The organism is Rhizobium freirei PRF 81 (assembly GCF_000359745.1).
GTDB classification, from domain to species: domain Bacteria; phylum Pseudomonadota; class Alphaproteobacteria; order Rhizobiales; family Rhizobiaceae; genus Rhizobium; species Rhizobium freirei.
The window spans coordinates 573,908-596,291 of record NZ_AQHN01000084.1 but is presented as its reverse complement, the minus strand read 5'-3'; the positions used below and the strand labels follow the sequence as shown (position 1 = coordinate 596,291).

Annotated in this window: 19 protein-coding genes; 15 read left to right on the top strand and 4 right to left on the bottom strand. The window is 57.3% G+C overall.

The annotated features are described in order from the left end of the window. The 12 genes from RHSP_RS26125 (at position 1) to RHSP_RS26070 (ending at position 17,367) form a co-directional block, all read left to right on the top strand. Positions 1 to 279 carry a sarcosine oxidase subunit delta gene (locus RHSP_RS26125; RefSeq protein ID WP_004125602.1) on the top strand — a complete coding sequence of 93 codons (279 nt, stop codon included), beginning with the start codon at positions 1 to 3 and terminating at the stop codon, positions 277 to 279. Continuing rightward, positions 276 to 3,209, top strand: a complete 2,934-nt coding sequence (locus tag RHSP_RS26120) for a sarcosine oxidase subunit alpha family protein (protein WP_004125599.1) — start codon at positions 276 to 278, stop codon at positions 3,207 to 3,209. The genes RHSP_RS26125 and RHSP_RS26120 overlap by 4 nt, the downstream gene beginning before the upstream one ends. Then, positions 3,202 to 3,747: a sarcosine oxidase subunit gamma gene (locus tag RHSP_RS26115; RefSeq protein ID WP_004125596.1), complete on the top strand. Its 546-nt coding sequence runs from the start codon at positions 3,202 to 3,204 to the stop codon at positions 3,745 to 3,747. Before RHSP_RS26120 ends, RHSP_RS26115 begins: the two co-directional genes overlap by 8 nt. Before the next feature lie 363 nt (positions 3,748 to 4,110). Beyond that, a complete protein-coding gene (locus RHSP_RS26110; RefSeq protein WP_240535510.1) occupies positions 4,111 to 5,592 on the top strand; it encodes an adenylate/guanylate cyclase domain-containing protein in 1,482 nt (493 codons plus the stop codon). A 746-nt stretch (positions 5,593 to 6,338) separates the two neighbouring features. After that, positions 6,339 to 7,301 carry a TIM barrel protein gene (locus tag RHSP_RS26105; protein ID WP_004125590.1) on the top strand — a complete coding sequence of 321 codons (963 nt, stop codon included), beginning with the start codon at positions 6,339 to 6,341 and terminating at the stop codon, positions 7,299 to 7,301. A gap of 1 nt (position 7,302) precedes the next feature. After that, entirely contained in the window at positions 7,303 to 8,328 is a 1,026-nt protein-coding gene (locus RHSP_RS26100) for a sugar phosphate isomerase/epimerase family protein (protein ID WP_004125580.1), read from the top strand. Positions 8,329 to 8,535: 207 nt separating this feature from the next. Next, a complete protein-coding gene (locus tag RHSP_RS26095) occupies positions 8,536 to 9,360 on the top strand; it encodes an MBL fold metallo-hydrolase (protein WP_004125577.1) in 825 nt (274 codons plus the stop codon). 39 nt (positions 9,361 to 9,399) lie between these two features. Further along, positions 9,400 to 11,055, top strand: a complete 1,656-nt coding sequence (locus RHSP_RS26090; protein ID WP_004125574.1) for an alpha-keto acid decarboxylase family protein — start codon at positions 9,400 to 9,402, stop codon at positions 11,053 to 11,055. A gap of 109 nt (positions 11,056 to 11,164) precedes the next feature. Next, complete coding sequence (locus RHSP_RS26085) at positions 11,165 to 13,633, top strand: glycoside hydrolase family 15 protein (RefSeq protein WP_037154499.1); 2,469 nt, start codon at positions 11,165 to 11,167, stop codon at positions 13,631 to 13,633. Between the two features lie 16 nt (positions 13,634 to 13,649). After that, positions 13,650 to 15,539 carry a GMC family oxidoreductase gene (locus RHSP_RS26080; RefSeq protein WP_004125569.1) on the top strand — a complete coding sequence of 630 codons (1,890 nt, stop codon included), beginning with the start codon at positions 13,650 to 13,652 and terminating at the stop codon, positions 15,537 to 15,539. A 27-nt stretch (positions 15,540 to 15,566) separates the two neighbouring features. Continuing rightward, positions 15,567 to 16,907 carry a ferritin-like domain-containing protein gene (locus RHSP_RS26075; RefSeq protein WP_004125567.1) on the top strand — a complete coding sequence of 447 codons (1,341 nt, stop codon included), beginning with the start codon at positions 15,567 to 15,569 and terminating at the stop codon, positions 16,905 to 16,907. Further along, positions 16,900 to 17,367 carry a hypothetical protein gene (locus RHSP_RS26070; protein ID WP_081615357.1) on the top strand — a complete coding sequence of 156 codons (468 nt, stop codon included), beginning with the start codon at positions 16,900 to 16,902 and terminating at the stop codon, positions 17,365 to 17,367. The genes RHSP_RS26075 and RHSP_RS26070 overlap by 8 nt, the downstream gene beginning before the upstream one ends. Positions 17,368 to 17,671: 304 nt before the next feature. Here the strand turns inward: RHSP_RS26070 and RHSP_RS26065 are convergent, their stop codons facing one another. Both RHSP_RS26065 and RHSP_RS35730 read right to left on the bottom strand, forming a co-directional pair. Beyond that, positions 17,672 to 17,971, bottom strand: coding sequence for a hypothetical protein (locus RHSP_RS26065; protein ID WP_004125562.1), 300 nt, complete (start codon positions 17,969 to 17,971; stop codon positions 17,672 to 17,674). 184 nt (positions 17,972 to 18,155) lie between these two features. Further along, positions 18,156 to 18,719, bottom strand: coding sequence for a hypothetical protein (locus RHSP_RS35730; RefSeq protein ID WP_240535509.1), 564 nt, complete (start codon positions 18,717 to 18,719; stop codon positions 18,156 to 18,158). Between the two features lie 30 nt (positions 18,720 to 18,749). On the opposite strand from RHSP_RS35730, the gene RHSP_RS35725 reads away from it, so the two are divergent. Beyond that, entirely contained in the window at positions 18,750 to 19,016 is a 267-nt protein-coding gene (locus RHSP_RS35725) for a hypothetical protein (protein WP_240535508.1), read from the top strand. Positions 19,017 to 19,341: 325 nt separating this feature from the next. On the opposite strand, the gene RHSP_RS26055 is transcribed toward RHSP_RS35725, so the two are convergent. Together RHSP_RS26055 and RHSP_RS26050 are read right to left on the bottom strand one after the other, a co-directional pair. Next, positions 19,342 to 19,680: a hypothetical protein gene (locus RHSP_RS26055; protein ID WP_157385431.1), complete on the bottom strand. Its 339-nt coding sequence runs from the start codon at positions 19,678 to 19,680 to the stop codon at positions 19,342 to 19,344. Between the two features lie 450 nt (positions 19,681 to 20,130). Continuing rightward, a complete protein-coding gene (locus tag RHSP_RS26050) occupies positions 20,131 to 20,436 on the bottom strand; it encodes a hypothetical protein (RefSeq protein ID WP_004125553.1) in 306 nt (101 codons plus the stop codon). Between the two features lie 484 nt (positions 20,437 to 20,920). Between RHSP_RS26050 and RHSP_RS26045 the strand changes: the two genes are divergently transcribed. Continuing rightward, entirely contained in the window at positions 20,921 to 21,307 is a 387-nt protein-coding gene (locus RHSP_RS26045; RefSeq protein ID WP_004125550.1) for a c-type cytochrome, read from the top strand. A 235-nt stretch (positions 21,308 to 21,542) separates the two neighbouring features. Beyond that, the gene (locus tag RHSP_RS26040) at positions 21,543 to 22,358 is read left to right on the top strand and encodes a cytochrome c oxidase subunit II (protein ID WP_004125547.1); all 816 of its coding nucleotides are present in this window, start codon (positions 21,543 to 21,545) and stop codon (positions 22,356 to 22,358) included. The last annotated feature ends 26 nt before the right edge of the window (positions 22,359 to 22,384 follow it).

Below are 22,384 nucleotides of genomic sequence, written 5' to 3'. Positions count from 1 at the left end.
ATGGCCAGCCTGATTTCCTGCCCTCACTGCGGCAGCCGACCCAAGGAAGAGTTTACCATCAAGGGCGATGCGAACCTTGCCCGCCCGTCACCGGATGCCGGCCCGGATGCCTGGTACGACTATGTCTATCTGCGCGACAATCCGAAGGGCCTTCACAAGGAATATTGGCACCATTCCTCCGGCTGCCGCCGCTGGCTGATCGTCGAGCGCGACACGGTCTCTCACAAGGTCCTTACCGTCAGCGACGCGGCTCTCGCCAAGCTTGGAGGTGAAGCATGAGCAGCTACCGCCTCTCCTCCGGCGGCCGGATCGATCGCTCGAGGACGATCGACTTCACCTTCGACGGCACAGATCTTCAGGGCCACCCCGGCGATACGCTCGCCTCCGCCCTTCTTGCCAACGGTGTCCAGCTCGTCGGGCGCAGCTTCAAATACCACCGGCCACGCGGCGTCCTGACGGCGGGAGCTGCCGAGCCGAATGCTCTTGTCACGACAGGCACCGGCGGGCGGACGGAAGCGAACTGCCGTGCCACGATGATCGAACTTTATGAACGGCTGGCCGCGCGCAGCCAAAACCGCTGGCCTTCGCTCGCCTTTGATGTCGGCGCCGTCAACGGCCTGCTCTCGCCCTTCCTCAGCGCCGGTTTCTACTACAAGACTTTCATGTGGCCGGCCGCCTTCTGGGAAAAGGTCTACGAACCGCTGATTCGCAGAGCTGCCGGTCTCGGCAGGGCATCCTACGAGAAAGACCCAGATTCCTACGAGAAGTGCTGGACACACTGCGATCTGCTCGTCATTGGCGGCGGGCCGGCAGGTCTGGCCGCAGCGTTGACGGCAGGACGCGCCGGCGCTCGGGTGCTGCTTGCCGACGAAGGCTTCGCCCTCGGCGGCGGCCTGCTAGCGGAGAACGACCCGGCGCTCGACGGCATCATGAACGAGCTGAAAAGCCTGCCGAACGTGCAGTGCCTGCCGCGAACGACAGTCATCGGCTGGTACGACGACAATGTCTTCGGCGCGGTCGAACGCGTCCAGAAGCATATGGCAGCGCCTGACCCGCGACGACCAGTGGAACGTCTGTGGCGCATCATCGCCAAGCAGGCAATCCTTGCGGCTGGCGCGGAAGAGCGTCCACTCGTCTTTGGCGGCAACGATGTCCCGGGCGTCATGATGGCGGGCGCGATGCGTAGCTACCTGAACCGGCAGGCGATTGCTCCCGGCAAGCGCACTGTGGTCTTTACGACAAACAGCTCCGGCTATCGGACCGCCGCCGATCTCGAGGCAGCCGGCGTCGAGGTGGCTGCTATCGTCGACAGTCGCTCGAGCGCCGAGGAGAGCTGGAGTGGCAGAGCGCAGGTGTTGACCGGCGCACGCGTCATCGACGCGCACGGGGGCAAGCAACTGCGCCGGGTGACTGTTGCAACCTCCTCCGGCCACCGCGATATCGAGGCCGATGCGCTTGCCATGTCCGGCGGCTGGAGCCCGATCGTTCACCTTGCCTGCCATCGCGGTGCAAAACCGGTCTGGTCGGAAAAGCATGCGGCCTTCCTGGCTCCGGAAAAACAGGAAGGACTGACAATCGCCGGCGCGGCGGCCGGCCTCGCCTCCACCGAAGCTTGCCTCGGCGATGGCGCCCGCAAGGCTGCCGAGGCGCTGCAGGTGATTGGCATTGCCGGAGTTGAGCCGGCCTTTGCATCGTTGCAAGAAACATCGCCGACAAGTGCGCCCCTCTGGTCCATCAAAGGAGCCAGGGGCAAAGCCTTCGTCGATTATCAGAACGACGTGCACTTGAAGGATCTCGGCCTTGCCGTGCGCGAAGGCTACGGCGACGTCGAGCTTGCCAAGCGCTACACCACCAACGGGATGGCGACCGACCAGGGCAAGCTTTCCAATATCAATGCCATCGGCATTCTTGCCGAAGCTCGCGGCGTCTCGCCGGCAGACGTCGGAACCACGACCTTTCGGCCCTTCTACACGCCTGTTTCCTTCGGCGCTCTGACTGGCACTTCACGGGCCAAGCACTTTCAGCCTGCGCGCAAATCGCCACTGCATGAGTGGGCGAGAAAGAATGGGGCAATCTTCGTGGAGACCGGCCTCTGGTATCGCTCCTCCTGGTTCCCGCGCGAGAACGAGAAAACCTGGCGCGAAAGCGTCGATCGCGAAGTGCTGAACATCCGAAAGAATGCCGGCATCTGCGACGTCTCGACGCTCGGCAAGATCGAGATCTTCGGCAAGGACGCGGCCACCTTTCTCGACCGTATCTACTGCAACGGCTTTGCCAAGCTGCCGGTCGGCAAAGCCCGTTACGGCATCATGCTGCGCGAAGACGGCATGATCTATGACGACGGCACCACCAGCCGCCTCGCCGAGGATCATTTCTTCATGACCACGACGACGGCGCTTGCTGCCGGCGTGCTGACGCATCTGGAATTCTGCGCCCAGACGCTCTGGCCCGAGCTGGAGGTCTATTTTGCGTCATCGACCGACCAATGGGCGCAAATGGCGGTGGCGGGTCCCCGATCGCGAACGATACTTTCAGAGATCGTCGATGAAGACATCTCCGATGCGGCTTTCCCCTTCATGAGCGCGCGCACGGTTTCACTCTTCGGCGGCAAGCTCGAAGGCCGGCTCTTTCGCATCTCATTTTCGGGCGAGCTCGCCTACGAGCTGGGCGTCCCTGCGGCCTATGGCGAGTTTGTTGCCGATGCCATCATGCAAGCGGGTCGGAAGCATGAGATTTGCGCCTACGGCGCCGAGGCGCTCGGCGTCATGCGCATCGAAAAAGGTCATGTGACCCACGCCGAGATCAACGGCACGGTAACACCGGGCGATCTCGGCTTCGCCCGCATGGTCTCGACGACGAAGGCCGATTTCATCGGCAAGGCGATGCTCGTCCGCGAGGGCCTTCAGGCTGCCGATCGCCCCCGGCTCGTCGGCGTCAAGCCCCTGGATCCGGCGGCGAGCTTTCGCACCGGCGCCCATATCCTGGCGGATGGCGCAGCTGCAACCCTGGAAAATGATCAGGGTTATGTAACCTCGAGCGCCTTTTCGCCGAGTCTCGGTCATACGATCGGCCTCGCATTGGTCAAGAACGGACCGGAGCGGATCGGGGAAAAGGTCCTGATCTGGAACGGCCTTCGCAACGAATACACCGAGGGCCAGCTCTGCAGCCCGGTCTTCATCGATCCTGAAAACGAGAAGCTCCATGCTTGACCTTTCCGTAAGAAAAGCTGTCCTTACCGGCAAGCCCGCCTTGCAGGGCCCAGGCATCCGGCTCGAAGTCTTACCCGAGGGTCATCTGCTGCACGTGATGGGGGCAATCACGGCCAATGACCTTGAGAGGCATCTTTCTGCCCTCGGCATCAAGGACACGGCGGTGCGTCCGGCCGGATACCGGCAATGGTTCGTGGTCGGCAGCGAGCGACTATCCGATGCGCTTGTGCGGGATCTTGCCGGCGCTCTCGCCGGCAGCGCCTTCGTTTCGGATCAGAGCCATGGCCGCGTTCGTGTCGGCGTTTCAGGTCCGCTTGCCGCCGAACTGCTAAGCAGGGGAACCGCGGTCGACCTTCATCCGTCGGTCTTCCCGGAGGGTCGGGCAGCCATGACGCTCTTTGGCCACATCTCGGTGCAGGTGACGCGCATCGCTGCGCACGGCTTCGAGCTGACCGTGTTGCGTAGCTTTGCAGAATCTCTCTACGAAGAGCTCGAGGCGCTGGCGCTATCTCTCGGTGCCTCGCGCATCTCCTCCTGAACCGCTCTACGCCTAGAGTGCAACGTTACAGCGCCGATGGGAACCTCGAGCGTCGTCCGATCGCTTCTTCTCTGATTAGACCTTTGATCTGGTGATTGATCCCAAGATCGCGGAACGGGCCAGCAGTTCTTGCCCTTCTTCTCGCGGTATGTAACCTATCCCTGTCTTGGATTTGTAACGGCAAGGTCTGTCGGTGCCGGCGATCGCCGGGCAGATGGCCGCCGATCAAAACGCAATCGGCAAATATATCGAGCGTGATCTCGATCTCGGAAGCCGAGATGGGCTCGCTCCGAGATCATGAATTGTGTATTTACGTTTAACGGAACGCCGAGAATGGTCGAGGTGTCATCGCAGTATAATCCTATGATCGACGAAAAAAAGCTTGAAGAGCGCTTGGTCGTGGTTGAAAAGGCCAAATCCTGGAGCCCGCGCGTCGTCTCGCGGCTCGAGATGCTGCTGCGCTCGGGCATGGACGAGGCACTCTATCGCATTAATCCGATCCTGTTCGCAGAGGAGAAATCGATCGCCGAAGCTGAAGCGGTCGACCTTTTCCTCCATGCATGCGTAGCTGGGCTATTCGACATGGATTGGCTACTCGTTTGTCCGATGTGCTCCGACGTTGTCGAGAGCTTCCGAAGCCTGCGCAAATTGCATACGCATTTCCACTGCCACCTCTGTCAAAGCGACTACGACGCCGCACTCGACGATTACATCACTGTGACATTTACGGTTTCGCCCGCCGTTCGCAGCATCCGCTTCCACAAACCGGATGCGCTTTCAGCCTGGGATTATGTCTTCCAATATAAATTGACGTCGGGCGGCATAATGCCCGATGGCGTGCCATGGAGCGAGACGGCCAAACAGCTGGTAAGGGTACTTACGCGAATAGAGCCAGGCTCTACTGCCAATCTCGAGGTTGATGCCACCGAGGGCGCGCTTCTGGGCCAGGATTTCGACAGCGACGCCCAATTTTTCTTCCCCGTAGAAAGGGGGACGGGTGTAACGCCATCCTATGTGCCGGTTACACTCGACCGCGGCAAATGCGTGGCCGCCGCCGCGCGCATCGCGCCGGGTAAGGTCGTGTTCGAAGTTCGCAACGATGGTAAGCTGCCGGTGGTATTCGGCGTCCTGCAGCTTCCGGAGGCGGCGTCTCAGCGCCCGAAGCTTCACTTCACGCCGTCGCTGTCCGGCAAGCGACTGCTGACGACGCAAACCTTTCGCGATTTCTTCCGCTCAGAGGTAATCAGCGCCGCTGAGGGCATTGCGGTTCTCGACGTCACCCTCGTATTCACCGATCTCAAGGGCTCCACGGCGCTCTACGAGCGGATCGGCGACCTTAACGCCTACATTCAGGTGCAACGGCACTTCCAGCATCTTCTCGACGCAACCGTTCGGCACAATGGAGCCGTCACCAAGACGATCGGTGACGCGGTGATGGCGGCGTTTTTGACTTCGGCCGATGCAGTACAGGCGGCGCTTGACATGCGCGAGGCCGTAGATCAGCTAAACCGAGACCGTCTGCAACGTGATTTCATCCTTAAAATCGGCGTACACCGGGGCGCCGCGATCGCTGTTACGCTCAACGAGCGGCTCGATTATTTCGGCCAGACGGTGAATATCGCCGCGCGGGTGCAAAACCTCGCCGATGGCGACGAGATTTGCATCACCGAGGAAGTTTACAGTGCGCCGGCCGTGGCGGAAATCATTGCGCCATATCCCGTGGTAAAAAGCGAAGCCGAACTCAAGGGCGTCAGCAAGGCCATGTCGGTCTATCATCTAGCGCGAATGGAATCCCAGCCTGCAAATCAGCATGGGGATGCCGATGCCAAGACCTATCATAAGTAATTGGTTTCGCTGACACGATTGGGGCCACGGCCCGACGCGTATTCACACAATGGACAGCCTGATGGAATTGGGCCTGCCTTCTCCTTCGCCGCCGAGCGCCCTTTCGTTCAAGCAGACTTTGGAGTGAGGAAACCGTCGCTGCAATTTCCAAGATAAAGACGGCGAGTTCACGGGCGATAGCAACGATGACTGTTTATCCATGACAGCGGCGGCATGCCCAACTCAGCGATCACAAACAGCTTTCGCGATCAGCATATACCGAGCTTCAATTCGCTGACAGGGAAAGCCTAAGATAGCGGCTGGGAGGACAAAATGATCAGTCAGTTTACCGAATAACTGACTTACGCCACTTGGCCACGACAGCGGCCGCGGCCGGATATCACCCAGATGGAGCAGACGGAGCGGCGGATGATGGAAGCCATCGACGTGTACGGTTGCAGATGATTAACGAGATTCTCGTCTTTAAGCGCGAAGCAACAATTATCAATTGCAGCCGCCGGTCGAACATGCTATTTCCACAGCATCCCCAGCACTCCAAAGCACAGCAAATTTTGGGGACGATAATCGAATTGTCATAATAGTTCGTCAAGCTCCAGAAATGGCGAAAGTCGTTTGATGTGCAGCTTGGTATATCTGAGACATGCCTGCCGGGATCACCATCCTAGCAGATAATTCGATGCTATCCTACATTTCAATAACTTATCGGGCAGCTTGTATCGAAATAGATCACAAGAAGGCGCAGATCCATGGACACTTTTCCCGTAAAGATGACACTTGGAATACAGCCGACCGGTTGGACAAACGACGATTTTCCCGAAATTGGCAATGACGTTCCATATCAGACCATTCTGGAGCAGACGGCAAAGGCGGGCTTCGAAGGCGGCAGCACCGGACACAACTATCCGACTCATGTTCCATCACTCTTACATGCACTGAGTTCTCGGAACCTTAAAATAGCTGCGACGTGGGACGGCACGACATTCACCACAGGTGTCGACATCGAAGAGGCATTTTCGGCATTCCAGGCTCAAGTAGCCTTTTTGAAGTCGGTGGGTGCGCAGGATGTCGTCGTCGCCGAGCTTGCCAATGCCGTTAATCAGGTTCGAACGAAATCGGTGTTGACCGACCGCCCCATTTTCAATGAACCACAGTGGTATCTATTGACTAGCCTACTGGATAGAGCGGGTCAGTACGCACATGAACAAGGCATGCAGCTAAGCTATCACCCGCATGTAGGAACGGGCGTTATGACGATCAAAGAGACCGTCAGGTTGATGGAGTCAACCAATCCCAGCTATGTGGGGCTTTGCCTGGATACCGGTCATCTGCACTATGGAGGCGCAGTAAACTACAAGGATTATGGGGACGCCAAGCACTACAGGGAAGCTAGTCAAAGCGAAATCGAAGATCTGACAGAGAGATATGCGAGCCGCATCAAACACGTTCATCTAAAGAACGTACGCCGGAATGTCCTTCCGCTCGCCGTAGACAACAAATTTAGTTTTTACCAGGCGATCATGCAGGGCATCTTTACTGTCCCGGGCGATCCGGACGGGGATTTGGACCTTCGTCCCATTATGAGAATCCTGAAAAGTGCGGGTTATGACCGGTGGATGGTCATCGAGGCAGAACAGGACCCAACAAAAGCAGATCCGCTTCAATGCGCTAAAACAGCGCGAGCATTTCTGCGCGAGGAGCTGGGGTGGTAAAATGACTGGGACATCCAATCGAGAAATCTACTTCAGCTTCTTTATGTTCACGGCCGATTTGCGACCGGACGATACCGATTATACGCAGGTTCTCGTCAAACATCTTAAGGCCCTCACCGAAATGGGCTATAGCGGTTTTGACCTGCATATCGCCGCCGGGCCTGCGGGCATCAATCATGCGCTTGAGGTCGAGAGCTATGTTCACCTCAAGAAGGCCTTCGATAAGGCCGGCCTGGAGGATGCGAAGTTCACAACCAACGTTGGAACCACGCGAACCTTCGATCCCACGTCACCTTATGAAGAACAGCGCAGGCAAGCTCTGTCCTACCTCAAATCGCGCGTCGACATCACATCGGCGCTAGGCAGAGGGGATTCGATCATGTCAGGGCCGTTCCTCTACCCTTACGGGGTCTTTCCACTGACGGACTCCGGTGACCCGATCTGGAGCGATGCCCTTCTGGATTGGATGACGCCACGATATATCGCGGCGCGCTCCGTCTTTCAGGAGCTGACGGAATACGCCTCCAGGAAGGGCGTGAAGCTTGCCATCGAGCCGGTGAAGAGTTGGGAAACGCCCCCACCCAACATGGTTTCGGAGGCGTTGGATTTCCTGGAAGGTGCCGAGGCGCCGCGATGTGGCGTAACGATCGATACCGCTCAAGTTCTTATGGAAAGCCAGGGGCCTGCGACGTTCAAAAGAAATGTAGCCCGGGCTGTACAGCAAGACCGGCTGTATTACGTCCATGTCTCCGCGCCGGACCGTGGTGCGATAAAGGACAGCTGGATCCCCTGGGATATCATGTTGGGCGAGATCGAGCCGGTTTACCGCGGACCTTACCTGATCGAAGTGTTCAACGCGATTCCCCCGTTCGACAGCTCGATGAGGATGGCACGTCGGCGCTTCTGGCGGCCGGGCGAAGACAAGCCCGAGCCGGATCGCGACAGCGCCTATCAGGTTGCAAGCGCCGCGTTGGCGACCCTGAAAGAGCAGCTCGCTTCCTTCGCTCGTTTTCGATCTCATCCGTAGCATCGACCCGCGACACACGCCGGCGATAGTTAATCGGCACGGGATGCTGCGTCATCCCAGAACAAGGCTCTGGGATGACACGCGAGAAAGGCGGCGGTCTCGTCCGCAACCTTTAAGATAATTCTACGGGCGAGCGACTGTGCTCGAACCCATAGCAAACATGAACGACAAAGCGCCTCAAGTATCCATTGAATCATGGAGATTCCTATGGTGACTCAACTCCCGGCTCCCCTAATAATCGCAAAACGGATGGGCGATGTCCGTATCCACACGTTCATTTCGTCTTTCGCAGACGATAGCATTGCGAATGCAACCCATATTATTGAAAGTAAAAACAAGCTCGTTCTTGTCGACGGACAATTTCTGGTCCCCTACGCAAAGCAATTCAGAGCCTATGCGGACAGTCTCGGGAAACCGATAGACAGGGTCTATCTTTCGCACAGGCACCCCGATCATTGGTTTGGATTGGCAGCCGCATTCAGCGATGTTGCCATTTATGCGCTGCCCGAAACGATAAGCTTTCTCAAGGCGCATGGAGAGGATTCGCTGAACGACCATTGGAAAATGGGCGACCTCGCGCCCAATAATATAATTATCCCGGAAAGAAGCGTTTCGCCTGGGGATGAAACTATAGATGGCGTCAAATACGTCTTTAAAAAGATAATAGATACCGAAATAGATTTCCTTCTCGCAATCGGCCTCCCGGAACACCAAACTTATATTGTGCAAGATCTAATTTATAGCGGAACGCATCTCTATTTAACGAAATATATGAATCACTGGATTCGAATCCTGGAAGAAATGCTGGTATCGGATTACGAATTCTTCATGCCGGGCCACGGCTTTCCGGCCGATAAAACCGAAGTGGCCAGAAATATCGAATACCTCTCTGCAGCCATGCAGGCAGTTGGCGACGGATTAGCGAACAGCGCCTTTAAAGATTTCATGCTCCAAAGATACCCCGAGCGTAAGTGTCCGGGAATATTCGACATATACCTGCCGCGGCTATTCGATGGCGCGAGCGAGTTTTAATGCCCTTGTCACTTGCAGTTAACAACGGAACTTCAAGCCATGGACAACAAATATACTGTAGGACAATATCTGGTCGACAGGCTTCTTGAACTGAAGCTGGAGCATCTGTTCTCTATCGCTGGTGACTATTCGATAGACTGGGTGAACAACTATGTCGAACCAAGTCACATCCAGGTCATAGAAGAAGTCAACGAACTCAATGCAGGCTATGCCGCGGATGGATATGCCAGGCTGAGAGGAATTGGCGCACTCTGTGTCACTTATTCGGCCGGCGCATTGTCTGCGGTGAACGCCATTGCAGGCGCCTATGTGGAGAAGGTGCCGGTCGTCCTGATCAACGGGACACCGAGCATACAAAGAACGCTCACATTCGAGCAGACCGGCTTCAGCTCTCACCACTTCATCAGCGGGCGAGAAACCGATCTTCAGGTTTTCGAATACATAACGACCGCAGCCGTCAGAATTGACAGCCCCGACCTTGCCCCGATGCTCATAGACTATGCATTAACGCAATGCATAACGGAAATGCGCCCGGTTTATATCGAGCTTCTTGAGGATATAGTTGACTTGGAATGTGACCGTCCGGCAAAGGCTCTAAAGGCGGCTCGGATTTTCTCAAACCCGCAAAGTTTGCGTCAGTCGATCGATCAAATCAACGAAAGATTGGAAAACGCTGCCAAACCCCTCATTTGGATCGGCGTGGAGATCGACCGATTTGGCCTGCGCGAAAAGGCGGAAGACCTGCTTCGGCAACTAAAAATCCCATACGTTACGGAGCTTTTGAGCAAAGCTGTCTTGTCCGAAGATGATGCGCTGTTTGCCGGCGTATTTGACGGCCAATCGTCGGCTGCATCCGTCCAGGAACTGGTCACGGATTCCGATTTTATATTGGCTTTGGGTGTTTGGCTGACGGACATCAACGCGCTGGGCTGGCCTACCGATTTCGAGCATACCGCATTTGTTTCGCTGGATACGGTTAAATATGGCGCATATTTCAGCGCGCAGGTTTCCTTGGCGGACTTGATCGACGGTTTGCTCGAAAAAGGGGTTACGCGCGGGACACGATATTTTTCGCGCCCCCCAGTTCCAGAAGCGCCTGAGGGGAATTTGGCGAACCCGATCACTTATCAGGGATTCTATGATTTTATTCCCGAGTTTATAGGAAAAGATACCATCGTCGGCAGCGATGCGAGCATGAACTATTTCGGAAGCCTGCTGCTTAAAGTGCCGACCCCCAGAAGTTTTATCTCGCAATCATCCTACTCGGCCATAGGCTATATCGGCCCGGCTGCAACAGGTGTCTGCCTGGCGAAGGAAAGCCATCAGCGGGTCATGATCTTTGCTGGCGACGGCGGATTTCAAATGACCGCCCAATGCCTCTCGACGCAAACCCGCTTCGAACTCAACCCGATAATTTTCGTGATCGACAATGGCATCTATGGTGTGGAGCAGTGGCTCGCCGATACCGCGGCTTTCCGTGGGACGAAGCCGTTTTACAAATCATGCCTCCTGCACCGGTGGAACTACAGCAAGCTGGCAGACGTCTTCGGTTGCCAGGGGTGGAAAGTTCACACCTACGGCGAGCTGAAGGATGCCGTCCTGGGTGCATTATCGAATTCGAACAGTCCATCGATTATTCAGGTTGTCGTGCCCGCCACGTCGATCCCTGACAATGCGACCTGGAAAAAATCATAGCAAGAGATTGCGCAACGGCTTCGAAACGGCCGGCGCTGCCCAATGCCTATTCTTCCGTCACCTAGAATGGCCCACGAATTTGTGGCCGTAAACCGAACGCGAGAAAACCATGGCAACTCTGCTTACCGACAATCCCGCCCCCGGCGGTCCCGGAGCCACCGCCATGTGGACCCGGGCTGATAAAGACGCCGTCGGAACCGCATATTCTTCAGCCAGCCAAATCTGGTTTACCGTTGTTGGCGGCATCGTCACCGAAATCTATTTCCCGGACGTTGATACGCCTCAGATTCGCGACTTCCAGCTGATGTTCACTGACGGCGTCAGCTTTTTCCACGACGCCCAGCGGGACTTTACCCACACCTGCGAGCCTATCGATGCGCGTGCGCCGGCCTATCGGCTGACCAGCACCGCCATAGGGCAGCCGTACACCGTGATTCAAGATATCATAGCGTCTGCAGACTCGTCGTGTCTCCTCGTCCGCACCCGGTTGGTAAGCGACCATCCGGACCTGCTTGGCCGGCTCAAGGTCTATGCACTGCTGGCGCCGCACCTCCAGGGTCAGGGGGGGGACAACTCCGGCTATGTTGCCGTCACGACCGACGGTAAGAAGCTTGTCGCCCGGCATGCCGATTACTGGCTCGCTCTCAACGCGAGTTGCGGCCTCGGGCACACCAGCTGCGGCTTCGTCGGCGTCAACGACGGTTGGACGGACATCATCGGCAACCGACGTCTGCCGATTTGGGACTACAACTGCGCTCAGAACGGCAACATCGCTTTGATGGCGGAGATTGCGCGGGGTAGCGACACGGAATTCGTGCTTGGGCTGGGCTTCTGTCAGAACCGCGAAGGCATGTCTTCGCAGCCGAATCCGGCCATGGTCATGGTCCGGGAAGCATTGAGTTATCCCTTCGACCAGGAGTCACCCCCCGGCCAGCTCCAGGCCTACATCAGCGATTGGGTCGCGGCTCGCGCCGCTACCCCAGGGTTTCAGCCGGTTCCGAAGACGACCGGCGACAACGATCGTCTGTTCAACATGAGCCATAATATTCTCATTGCTCACGAGGACAAGAATTCGCTCGGCGCCCTGGTTGCTTCCCTCAGCATCCCGTGGGGCTACAACAATCAGGACGGCAATTCCGGCTATCATCTGGTTTGGCCGCGCGACATGTGCCAAAGCGCCACCGCGCTGCTCGCTGCGGGGGAAAAAGATCTGCCTCTGCGCGCGTTGATGTTCCTCGCCACGAACCAATCACCCGACGGCGGCTTCCACCAGAATTTCTTCATCAACGGCGTCCCCTATTGGGATGGCACTCAACTCGATGAGATCTCCTACCCAATTATCCTGGCCTATCACCTGAGCCGGGAGGGCGCTCTTCAGAACTACAATCCAAAGCGTCTGGTGCTGGCCGCGGCCGGAGCGCTCATTGCCAAGGGACCGATGACGCAGGAAGAACGCTGGGAGGAGAACGAAGGCTATTCGCCCTCCACCTTGGCCTCCAACATTGCCGGCCTCATTTGCGCCGCCGATCTGGCGGAACACAGCTGGGGCGATCCGGTAACCGCCCAGTTTCTGCGAGAACATGCCGACTTCCTCGAGTCCCACCTGGAAACCTGGTGCGTCACCACCGCTGGCAGTCTCGTCGCCGGGATCAATGAATATTATATCCGCATTCTCCCTACCCAGGTAAAATCGGTCGGCAGCAATCGCAATCCTTCGCTGCCGGAGGACCCCAACACCGCCACCGTTTATCTCAAGAACATCCCTCAAGGAGGGGCGTTCCCTGCCCGAGACGTCGTCGATGGCGGCTTCCAGGAGCTCGTCCGGCTCGGCATTCGTTCCGCCGACGACCCAATCATCAAGAATACGATCAACGTCATCGATGCGGTCCTGAAAGATGATCTACCGAATGGTCCTTGCTATCGCCGCTACAACCATGACGGCTACGGGCAAGGCAACCGCGGTGAGGCTTTTGGTCCGCAGGGCGTCGGTCGGCCTTGGCCTTTGCTGACCGGAGAACGCGCGCATTATGAAGTCGCCGCCGGACGCGACGCAAAGCCTTATCTTCGCTATCTCGAGGCATTTGCCGGCGCACGCGGCCTGCTCGCGGAACAGCTTTGGAATGCTCCCGACCTGCTTGATGTTCAGCCTCCGCTCATCAAGGGCGGACCGACCGGTTCCGCCATGCCTCTGGCGTGGGCCCATGCGGAGTATATCAAGCTTGTCCGCTCCGTCTCCGACGGCCAAGTCTTCGACCGCCTCGATGTCGTCGCCGAACGTTATCAAAAACCGCACCCGAAGAGCTTGCTCGAGGTGTGGAATTTCGATCGCCAATTCCTCTCCATGGCGGCCGGCAAAACGGCACGCATTCCCCTGACGGCTCCGTTCCGTCTCCGCTGGACCAACGATGGCTGGAACACCTGGCAGGATATCACCACCACGACCACCGCCGTTGGCATCTATTATGTCGACCTGCCGACGCAAGCCGCTCAGGCTGGTTCATCGCTCACCTTCACCTTCTTCTGGCTCTCCAGTCAAACCTGGCAGGGGAGCAATTTCTCCATCAATCTTCACCCCTAGAACGCGCGGCCAGCCCATGTCAGACGCAATACATCACAGCGCGCCCCTGGCGCCCACCATCGCCGCGGAAGACGCCGCTGCAAAAAGTTACGATGCCGTCATCGTTGGCGCCGGCGTTTCCGGCGCCATCCTGGCGCACGAACTGACGAGCAAGGGACAGCGCGTCCTCATCCTGGAGGCCGGGCTCGGACGCGATCTTTCGCAGGACGGCTATCAGCGATACCTGGAGACTTTCTACTCCAACCCCACCAAGGACAATAACGCGCCCTTTCCGCGCAATCCCAATGCCGAAATGCCCCGTGGTCCCGATCTGCGGAAGCTTGCACCCGGAGAGACGAATACCGAAGCCTACTGGGTACAATCCGGCCCTTATGTCAGCGACTCCGTCTACACCCGTGTGCTCGGCGGCACCACCGTTCACTGGGAGGCCAAGGCCATCCGCATGCTGCGGGAGGACTTCAGGCTGAAAAGCAATTTTGGCCAGGGCCTCGACTGGCCGATCGGCCTCGACGATTTGATGCCATACTACGACAAGGCGGAGTTCATCCTCGGCGTATCGGGTGATGCCGCAGCCCAGAGAAAGGTTGGCGTCGAGTATAGCAGCGACGACTACGTCTACCCGATGGTCGAGCTGCAAGCGAGCTATCTGGACCAAATCGTCGCCAACGGCCTCCAGGGCATGCAGGCGCAGATCGACGACGAAAAGATCGACATCGATTGGATTACCTTTCCTCAAGCCAAAAATGCCGATCCCAATCCCGGCTATGCCAAATGGAACGGCGGCCGCCCTTATCAACCGGTGGGCGCCATCAGCATGCACCAGAGCCAGGAAGGGGAACGGTGCCAGGGCAATACCAACTGCGTGCCGCTCTGTCCCGTCCAGGCGCGATTTGATGCGCGCAAGCTCCTGATCAAGGCGATCAAGACCGGGCGGGTCGAACTCGTCAACCAGGCTGTGGCGAGCCGCGTCTTCATTCATCCGGAAACGGGAGCGGTGACAGAGATCGAAGTCAAGCGCTACGAGGATCGCAGATCCGCGAATTACAAAACCTATCGCGTGCGGGGCAAGATCTTCATCCTTGCCGCGAACGCCGTCGAGAACGCCCGGCTCATGCTCGCCTCGGCCGTCCAGAACGGACAAGCCGCCAACGATCTTATGGGCCGCCATCTCATGGACCATCCATACCTCTTGTGTTGGGGTCTCTTGCCGGTCGATGCCGGCGTCGGGCGCGGCCCCTCATGCACCTCCGGACTTTGCAATTTCCGCCGCGGGAATTTTCGCCGGAAATTCGCTTCCTTTGCCGCCGACATTCACAACGATGGCTGGGGTTGGGCGACCGGCTCACCCGGCACCGATCTCACGGAGTTCGTCGATGGCTGGAACCTTCACGGTCGGGCTCTCCGCGAAGAACTTACCCGGCGCCTTTCCCGCCAGCTATTGCTCGCCTACATGATCGAAATGCCGGCCGATCCCGAAAGCCGCGTCACGGTCGACGAACAGTACATCGATCGATTGGGCAACATGCGGCCCATCGTTAATTTCAAGCTCTCAGACTACAGCATGGCGACTGCCGAGTTCGCGCGCGGGCTTTCGAAGGAGATATTCCAGAAACTGGGCGCGCAAGATTACACCCAGTACAGCAGTGCGGATTATGGCTACGTCACCTACAACGGCAATGGTTATGCCATTCGTGGGGGCAACCATCTCTCGGGCACGCATGTCATGGGTACCTCACGCAGCAACTCTGTCGTCGATGTCGATCAAAAATCCTGGGATCACCGAAACCTCTACATCATCGGCCCAGGCAGCCTTCCTTCGATCGGATCTTCCAATACGACTCTCACCACGGCGGCGCTGTGTCTCAAAACGTCCGAAGCGGTCCTCAAACACCTCGCATCGCTGTGATCAACCAACTAGGAACGAAGTGCTATCATGCAAACGCCAAGCACCGTAATCGAGAATGTCGAGCAGCTGAAGGAGTATCTTCAGGTCGCCATTCAGCTCGAGCATGCCACGATTCCGCCCTATCTCACCGCCGCCTATAGCGCGAAGTTCGAGGTCAACAAACCTTCCATCGATATCATTTGCGCGGTCGCCAAGGAGGAGATGCTCCACTTGACGCTTGCGGCCAATCTGCTGAACGCCATCGGCGGTCAGCCTGATTTCGTCTCCGCCGATTTCGTGCCGCGTTACCCCGCGCATCTGCCCACCGGTCAGGACGATTTCGACGTCGGCATCGAGAAATTCTCCGATCACGCCCTCGAAACTTTCCTCTCGATCGAGCGGCCGACCTCACTGAAGCCCGAGCACGCGGAAACGGTCCAGTACATCCAGAAAACCATCCCCATTTCAGGCGAGCACATCGACAAATCCATGCTCGAGAGCGAAAATCCGTTGGTTCCCATTACCGCGGTGGGCGACGGCAAGTATGAGCTTCACTACAAGATCGCCGTCGTCCCGCACCATCGGCTGACCACCTATCGCAGGGGGATCTCCGAGGCGGGTAAATCTCTCTTGCCTCGTGTGCCGGCGAAGAATTCCTCAACAGAGCACATCGAGCTCCACTATTGGAGCATCGGTGAGTTCTACAAGGCCATTCACCTCGGTTTCGTCGAGCTGGCGCACAAGATGGAAATGAAAGCCCTCTTCGCCGGCGATCCGAAGAGGCAGGTAGACTCTAAGTATTACTATTCGGCCGGCGGCGAATTGACAGCCATCACCGACCTCAAGCACGCTCTCATGGCCATCGACTTCATCGCCGACCAGGGTGAAGGCAGCAATCAACACGTCTACGACGCCGAGGGCGAACTCGCCCATTATTACCGCTTCGATCAGATCCTGAAAAAACGGTATTACCGGGACCCGAACCAAGACGGCGCTCGCGATAACCCCGGCCATCCTCAAGGCGGGGAATTTCCAGTCCATATGGAAGCGGTTTTTCCAATCAAGGCAAATGCAAAGATCAGCGACTACTATGGCCATCCGGAGTTGGAGGAAAACGCTCTTCTCTTCAATGGTCAATACAAACGCTTCCTCGAACGCCTGAACACAGCCTTCAATGGTCAACCCGAACTCTTGGGCGGTGCGTTCACCGCGGAGATGTTCCGCATCAAGGTTGCCATGGAACGGCTCATTCACTGCCCGATTCCCGGCACCGGCGAGAATGCGGCACCCACCTTCGAGATGGACCAATTCAAAGACCCGCCGGCTACGTCGCCGTCGTCGTTCACACCCGGTCCGACCACCCCTGCTACAGGTGGCTCCCATGTCTGATCATTTTGAGAACTTCCTCCGGCTTTCGGTGCGGCTCTGCGGAATATCGAGCTATGACCTGATGGGAACCGGCTACGCCAATCGTTACTTCGAGACGATCGAGCGCATTGTCGGCCGCGATCTGCTTCACCGGCTGCTGCAGACATTCACCGCCCTGCCCCCCGGCCCCGCCGACGAGGCGTTGAAGGCCGCCATCCTCAATCATCCGGAATTCGGTCCCATAGCCCGCAATATCACCAAGCTTTGGTACACCGCGACCTGGTTTCAGCTACCGTCCACATGGCGGGAGAATTTTGGTGCGTTGCCCGAGGACCGGACCTTCGTTCCCTACCCCTACGCCTACGCCGAGTCTCTCCTGGGGCCAGCCGTCGGTGCCCACCCGGCCGGCGCCAAGCCAACAGGCCATCAATCCTGGACACTCCCTCCGGTATATCTGCCCATTCCACCCGAGTGCGAATAACTCCCATCGGTGACGTCCTGCCGGGATGGCACCCGCCTGGCAATGTGATTTCAGAAAAGCGGTTGGCAAGCTCCGGCACCACGAACCAACCTCTGCTAAACCCTGCCCGGCGACAAAGCGGCGTCGCTTATCGTCATTGTTGTGAATATACAACATGAAATTGAATAATGCTTCCGTAACAAACAATATCCAGGATTCACGGGAGTAGAAAATTGCCTTCCCAGCGCTCCCGATAGTATTGAATAGAGAATTGCAAAAGCATGAAAGCTGAAACAAAACACTGCGGGCAGGCCGGCGTACCGTGTTACTTCAGCTCAGTATCTTTTTTCTGGAAAGCGTAATCGAAAATCGACGCCGCGTTTTGAGACTGCTTGCTCGCCCTCAAGTCATTCTCCTCAAAGGCGTATCGGCGCAGGAGCGCGAAAAGCGCTTCATTCATCTGGGCACCGTCCAACAGGTCGGGATTGTCGCAGATGACGTTGATGGTTCGCTGCACGATGCGGTCTGCTGCCACATCGGAATCGACAAATTTTCCTGCCCACTGCCGCAGAAGAGTATGAAGACGCGAGTCTTTCTGCATGTCTGCAGAATTAAAAAGAGGCATGAAGCTTCCCCAGTTGCTTGCAGGCGAGGGCAAAAGACAATCCGCAATCGATGCCAATGCATCGATTGCGGACGATAGCACGATCCTATCAATTGAGCTTCAGGAGTCCACCGTAAATCTTGAAGCCGACACGCTGAAAGACGCCTCACACCTTTGTTGGAATGGCTCTAAGCCTGCACTCCGATCAATAGGTCGTTGAGACCAACGATCTGGCCTGCGGCTTCAAGTTCGGCTCGGATGCAAGCATGATGGCTGCCGTGGCTTCTTCAAACGCATTGTTTAAGATGAGCAGCTTACACGCCTGCGCACCGGCATATTCCTCGTAGAAACCACGCGAGATCCAGATCGGCGAGTGCCCCCGCCGCCCGCTCCAACCCATCCCCCCGATCGATTCGGCTGCAGAGAGCTTGCGGCTGGTATGAGCTCGAGACAGGCCGGAGGATCGAGCCAGGTGGGAAATAGCATTCACATCTGTCTGATATCTGTTCGGTTCCGCCAGTTCCTCCGGACTGATTCCGGCAACGAGGCGATCCATCAACAACCCGCCGGCGTCGGCCCAGGTAAAAATCGCATAAAAGGGTCTGGGAGCACGCACATCCGGGCTTGACAGCAAAACGTCGGCAACGCGCGGCTGCATGCAGGCAAGCATGCTTTCGGGCTGGGCCAGGAATCGGGCGGCCCTGCACCCATTGTCGACAAGGTCGAGGGCCTCGAAATGGACGGCATACCACCGGATCAGCATCGACAAGGCCGCAGGGGACGGAACCGCCTGTGCCGCATGGCCATCGGCGGCGCCGCCTGCCGAGCGAATAACATCGTATTTCAGCACCTCGTCGAAGAACGCGTGAGCCGTATTCCGGCTGGCGATACCGTGCTGGAGAGCGACGTGGGCAAGAGTCCGCCGCGTCAAACCGGGGCCATCCGCATTGGCTACACGAAAATGACAGGCAAGGGCTGCGTGGCACAGGAGCCACCGCTGCTGCGTCGCAAAAAGAGCAGCGCCCCTCGGGTAAGTCTCGTATCCCGCTATGAAACTCCGCGCTAGCAACAGGACTGCGCGCGGGAAGGCTTGCGCCCCGATCAGAAGATCCACCTCGCCCTTCGCAGTTGCGCAGGTCTCGGGCGCAGCGTTCGGTGGCCGGGATGTTGGGAAATTATAAACTTCACCCATGGGAAATCGCTTTGGGCACTATCGGCCGACAGCTATCCGAATCACAGGCGAGTTGCTCCAGGACGGTCCTGCACTCCTGAATGATCGTACTCGACGCAATACCGGTCCGCGGTGGAGATCCTCCTGTCCTTCGCTTCAATTTGCTGTCGAACATTGCTCCTCGATTCATAAGCGACTTCCGCAGTTCGAAACCGATAACTCAGATGCGGAACCAGCGTCCTGAAGAGGCGCGGATGCGGTCCTGAAGAATTTCTGATTTTTCGCTGAAATCGACTGTCGCAGCCGGCATGATTGGCCACAGGCGGCGACTGTTGCTTTTGTTATGCGAGACACGCGGTCCGGTTATCGTGGCCGGCGGATCGATTTCCCCAGCCTCGGCATGGGCATGCCAGCACCGACGCACAGCACGCGGCTCTCCATATTGCGCAGCTGTCGCGTCGGGGATGGTCGAGAGCAGGTGATTTGTTTTTCCGGTTTCGTTTTCGATCCGGTTACCTCCAAAGGACTTTGAACTGTCGAGACGCTTCGTCGCAGACAATCGTTGCGTTCTCGACAGGCAGGAATTGACGGAGGTGGCCCGGCCCGGGATCGGTATCTGGAAGAAGGCAACCTGCTTCAGGCTATCCGCGAAATCGCGGCAGCCCTCGATGACAACCAGCGACGGATGGCCAGGCTGGCGTCGGGCAAGCAAGCCGTTGAAGGCCACGGAGCCGACCCTCTCGTTGGATGCGTCGGCCCCTTCGATATCCGCAGCTACTGTTTCGAAATGTGCAGAGTTTTGAGGACGCCACCAGAGCTATGTTCACGCCGGGCGTAACCCGCTTGGCACAAAATTATGACATGAAATCAATATTTTGGGCGCTCCCGGATGAGGTGAGGGTTCAAAGCCCATTCGCAGCCAATCTTGCCGCTTCGCTTATGAGACCGACCTGGCAGCGACGGCTGCCAGATCCATCACCCAAGGATGGCTCTCCTATGCACGATTCCGTCAATTAGGCTTGTGGGATTGCTGGAAACCAGCCACGTCGTACTGAGATACACTCTTCGGATTCTTGGAGTTCTGCGACTGGTTACCCGCATAGTGCGTGCCTGCGTTTCCGCTTGGGTTGAAGGCGGAGCCCGGGGCATTGCTGGCATTGCCCGGCGTGACATTCCCTGTCTGGGGAGTTCCAATTGTCTGGCTGGGCTGACCATTTGTCCCCGTTACCGTGTGGACGTTGGCCGCAGAAACGGTCATGGCAGGAGCAACGGCGAGAATAGCACCAGCGATCAATGAGAGATAAATCCGGGACATTACGATCTCCTTTACCATAAAGGCCCATGTGACTTCTCAGCCGGACGCTGGTCCAGCCTTTACCTACAACACGCGAGAACCAGCTTTTATTCGCGACGATTTTGACGATCGTCTGGAGTAATGAGGCCGATGGTCTCCGCACACTGCATTGCTGGGCGATATAGTGGTTGTCAAAGGGCGCGCTTGTCGCAAATTTCACTACCGCGGGCGGATATCATCTTCCGGCCATCCGCCTAGAAAGGCGCCAATCATTTCGGCGCAAGAAATAAAGAGCATCTAATTTTCTAATTTAAAGGATAGGCGACAAAAGCGAAGAGATTTGATAGATTTATGGAGGCCGATTGTAGTTTGACGTTTGGATGGCAACCTGTCGAGCGTCTTGAATTCACAAAGGAAACCTCTCCGGGATTAACCTCCAAGCCGTTACGATCGCCTGATGAGAGTCGTGTAGCTTGGGATAGCGATAAAGGGAATGAGGATTGCAATGTCTTACCGTCTTCCTCCGATGTTTCTGCTTTTCGCCATTGCCTCGCCGGTTGTCGCTCTTGCTCAAGAGGGCGACCCCACAGCAGGGGCCATCGTTTTCAAGAAATGTGCCATTTGCCATATAGCCGAAACGGATCAGAACAAGATCGGCCCTTCGCTGAACGGTCTGTTCGGCCGAACGGCCGGCACACACCCGAATTTCGCCTATTCGCCGGCGATGCAGCAGGCAGGCAAGGATGGCCTCGTCTGGAGCGAGACGTCGCTCCGCGACTATTTGCACGATCCCAAGGCGAAGGTGAAGGGCACGAAAATGACCTTCATTGGGCTTAAGGATGATACCGAAATCACCAATCTGATCGCCTATCTGAAGCAGTACTCCAAATAGCCATATGCCGGGTGTTCAGGAGCTGTTCTCTGCGTCGCCGGGTGGATCGGCGCGATACGGCCCAGCGATTTTATGCCATAGACCTGTTCGCGCGGCGTCAAATCGCCTCTTGCAGCTTGCCAAGATGAACCGTCGCTGTTGGCGTAATTGCTCAGCGGACCCGTTCATGAGATAATACTAAAACGCTTCGCGATGGGATTGTGGAAATATTCGCGGCCGGGTCAGGGAGGTGACGATGGCTGTCGTTGTGGTTCTCGTTCTGCTGGTGGTGGGATCGATCGTGTTCCATCTGCTCAGCCCATGGTGGTGGACGCCGATCGCGTCGAACTGGAGTTACATCGACAACACGATTGCAATCACGTTCTGGATCACCGGCTTTGTTTTCGCGGCCGTCGTGTTGTTTATAGCCTATTGCGTCCTGCGCTTCAGGCACCGCACCGGAAATCAGGCGGCATATCAGCCCGAAAACAAGCGTCTGGAATGGTGGCTTGCCGGGGGAACCGCGATTGGCGTGGCTGCGATGCTAGCACCGGGTCTGGTCGTTTGGAAACAGTTCGTCACGGTCCCCGCCGATGCCAGCGCGGTCGAAGTCGTCGGACAGCAATGGCAATGGAGTTTCCGGCTGCCGGGCGCGGACGGGCGGCTCGGGCGGGCTGATACGCGCAATGTTACCTCAGACAACCCGCTCGGTTTAGACAAGAATGATCCTGCAGGAATGGACGACGTCGTCGTCCAGGGTGGAGAGTTGCACCTACCCGTCGGCAAACCGGTCAAATTGCTTCTGCGCTCGATCGACGTCATACACGATTTCTACGTGCCGCAATTCCGGGGCAAAATGGACATGATCCCTGGCACGGTCACCTATTATTGGTTCACGCCGATGCGGACGGGAACGTTCGAAGTTCTCTGTTCGGAACTTTGCGGCGTCGGCCATCCGCAGATGCGCGGCACCGTCGTTGTCGATACCGAGACCGCCTATCAAGCCTGGCTGCAGCAACAGCAGACTTTTTCGCAATCGCTGGCGTCGGTGGGAAAATCGGCGGCCAAGTAAGTGCCATGCATAGTTGAAGGAAAGCT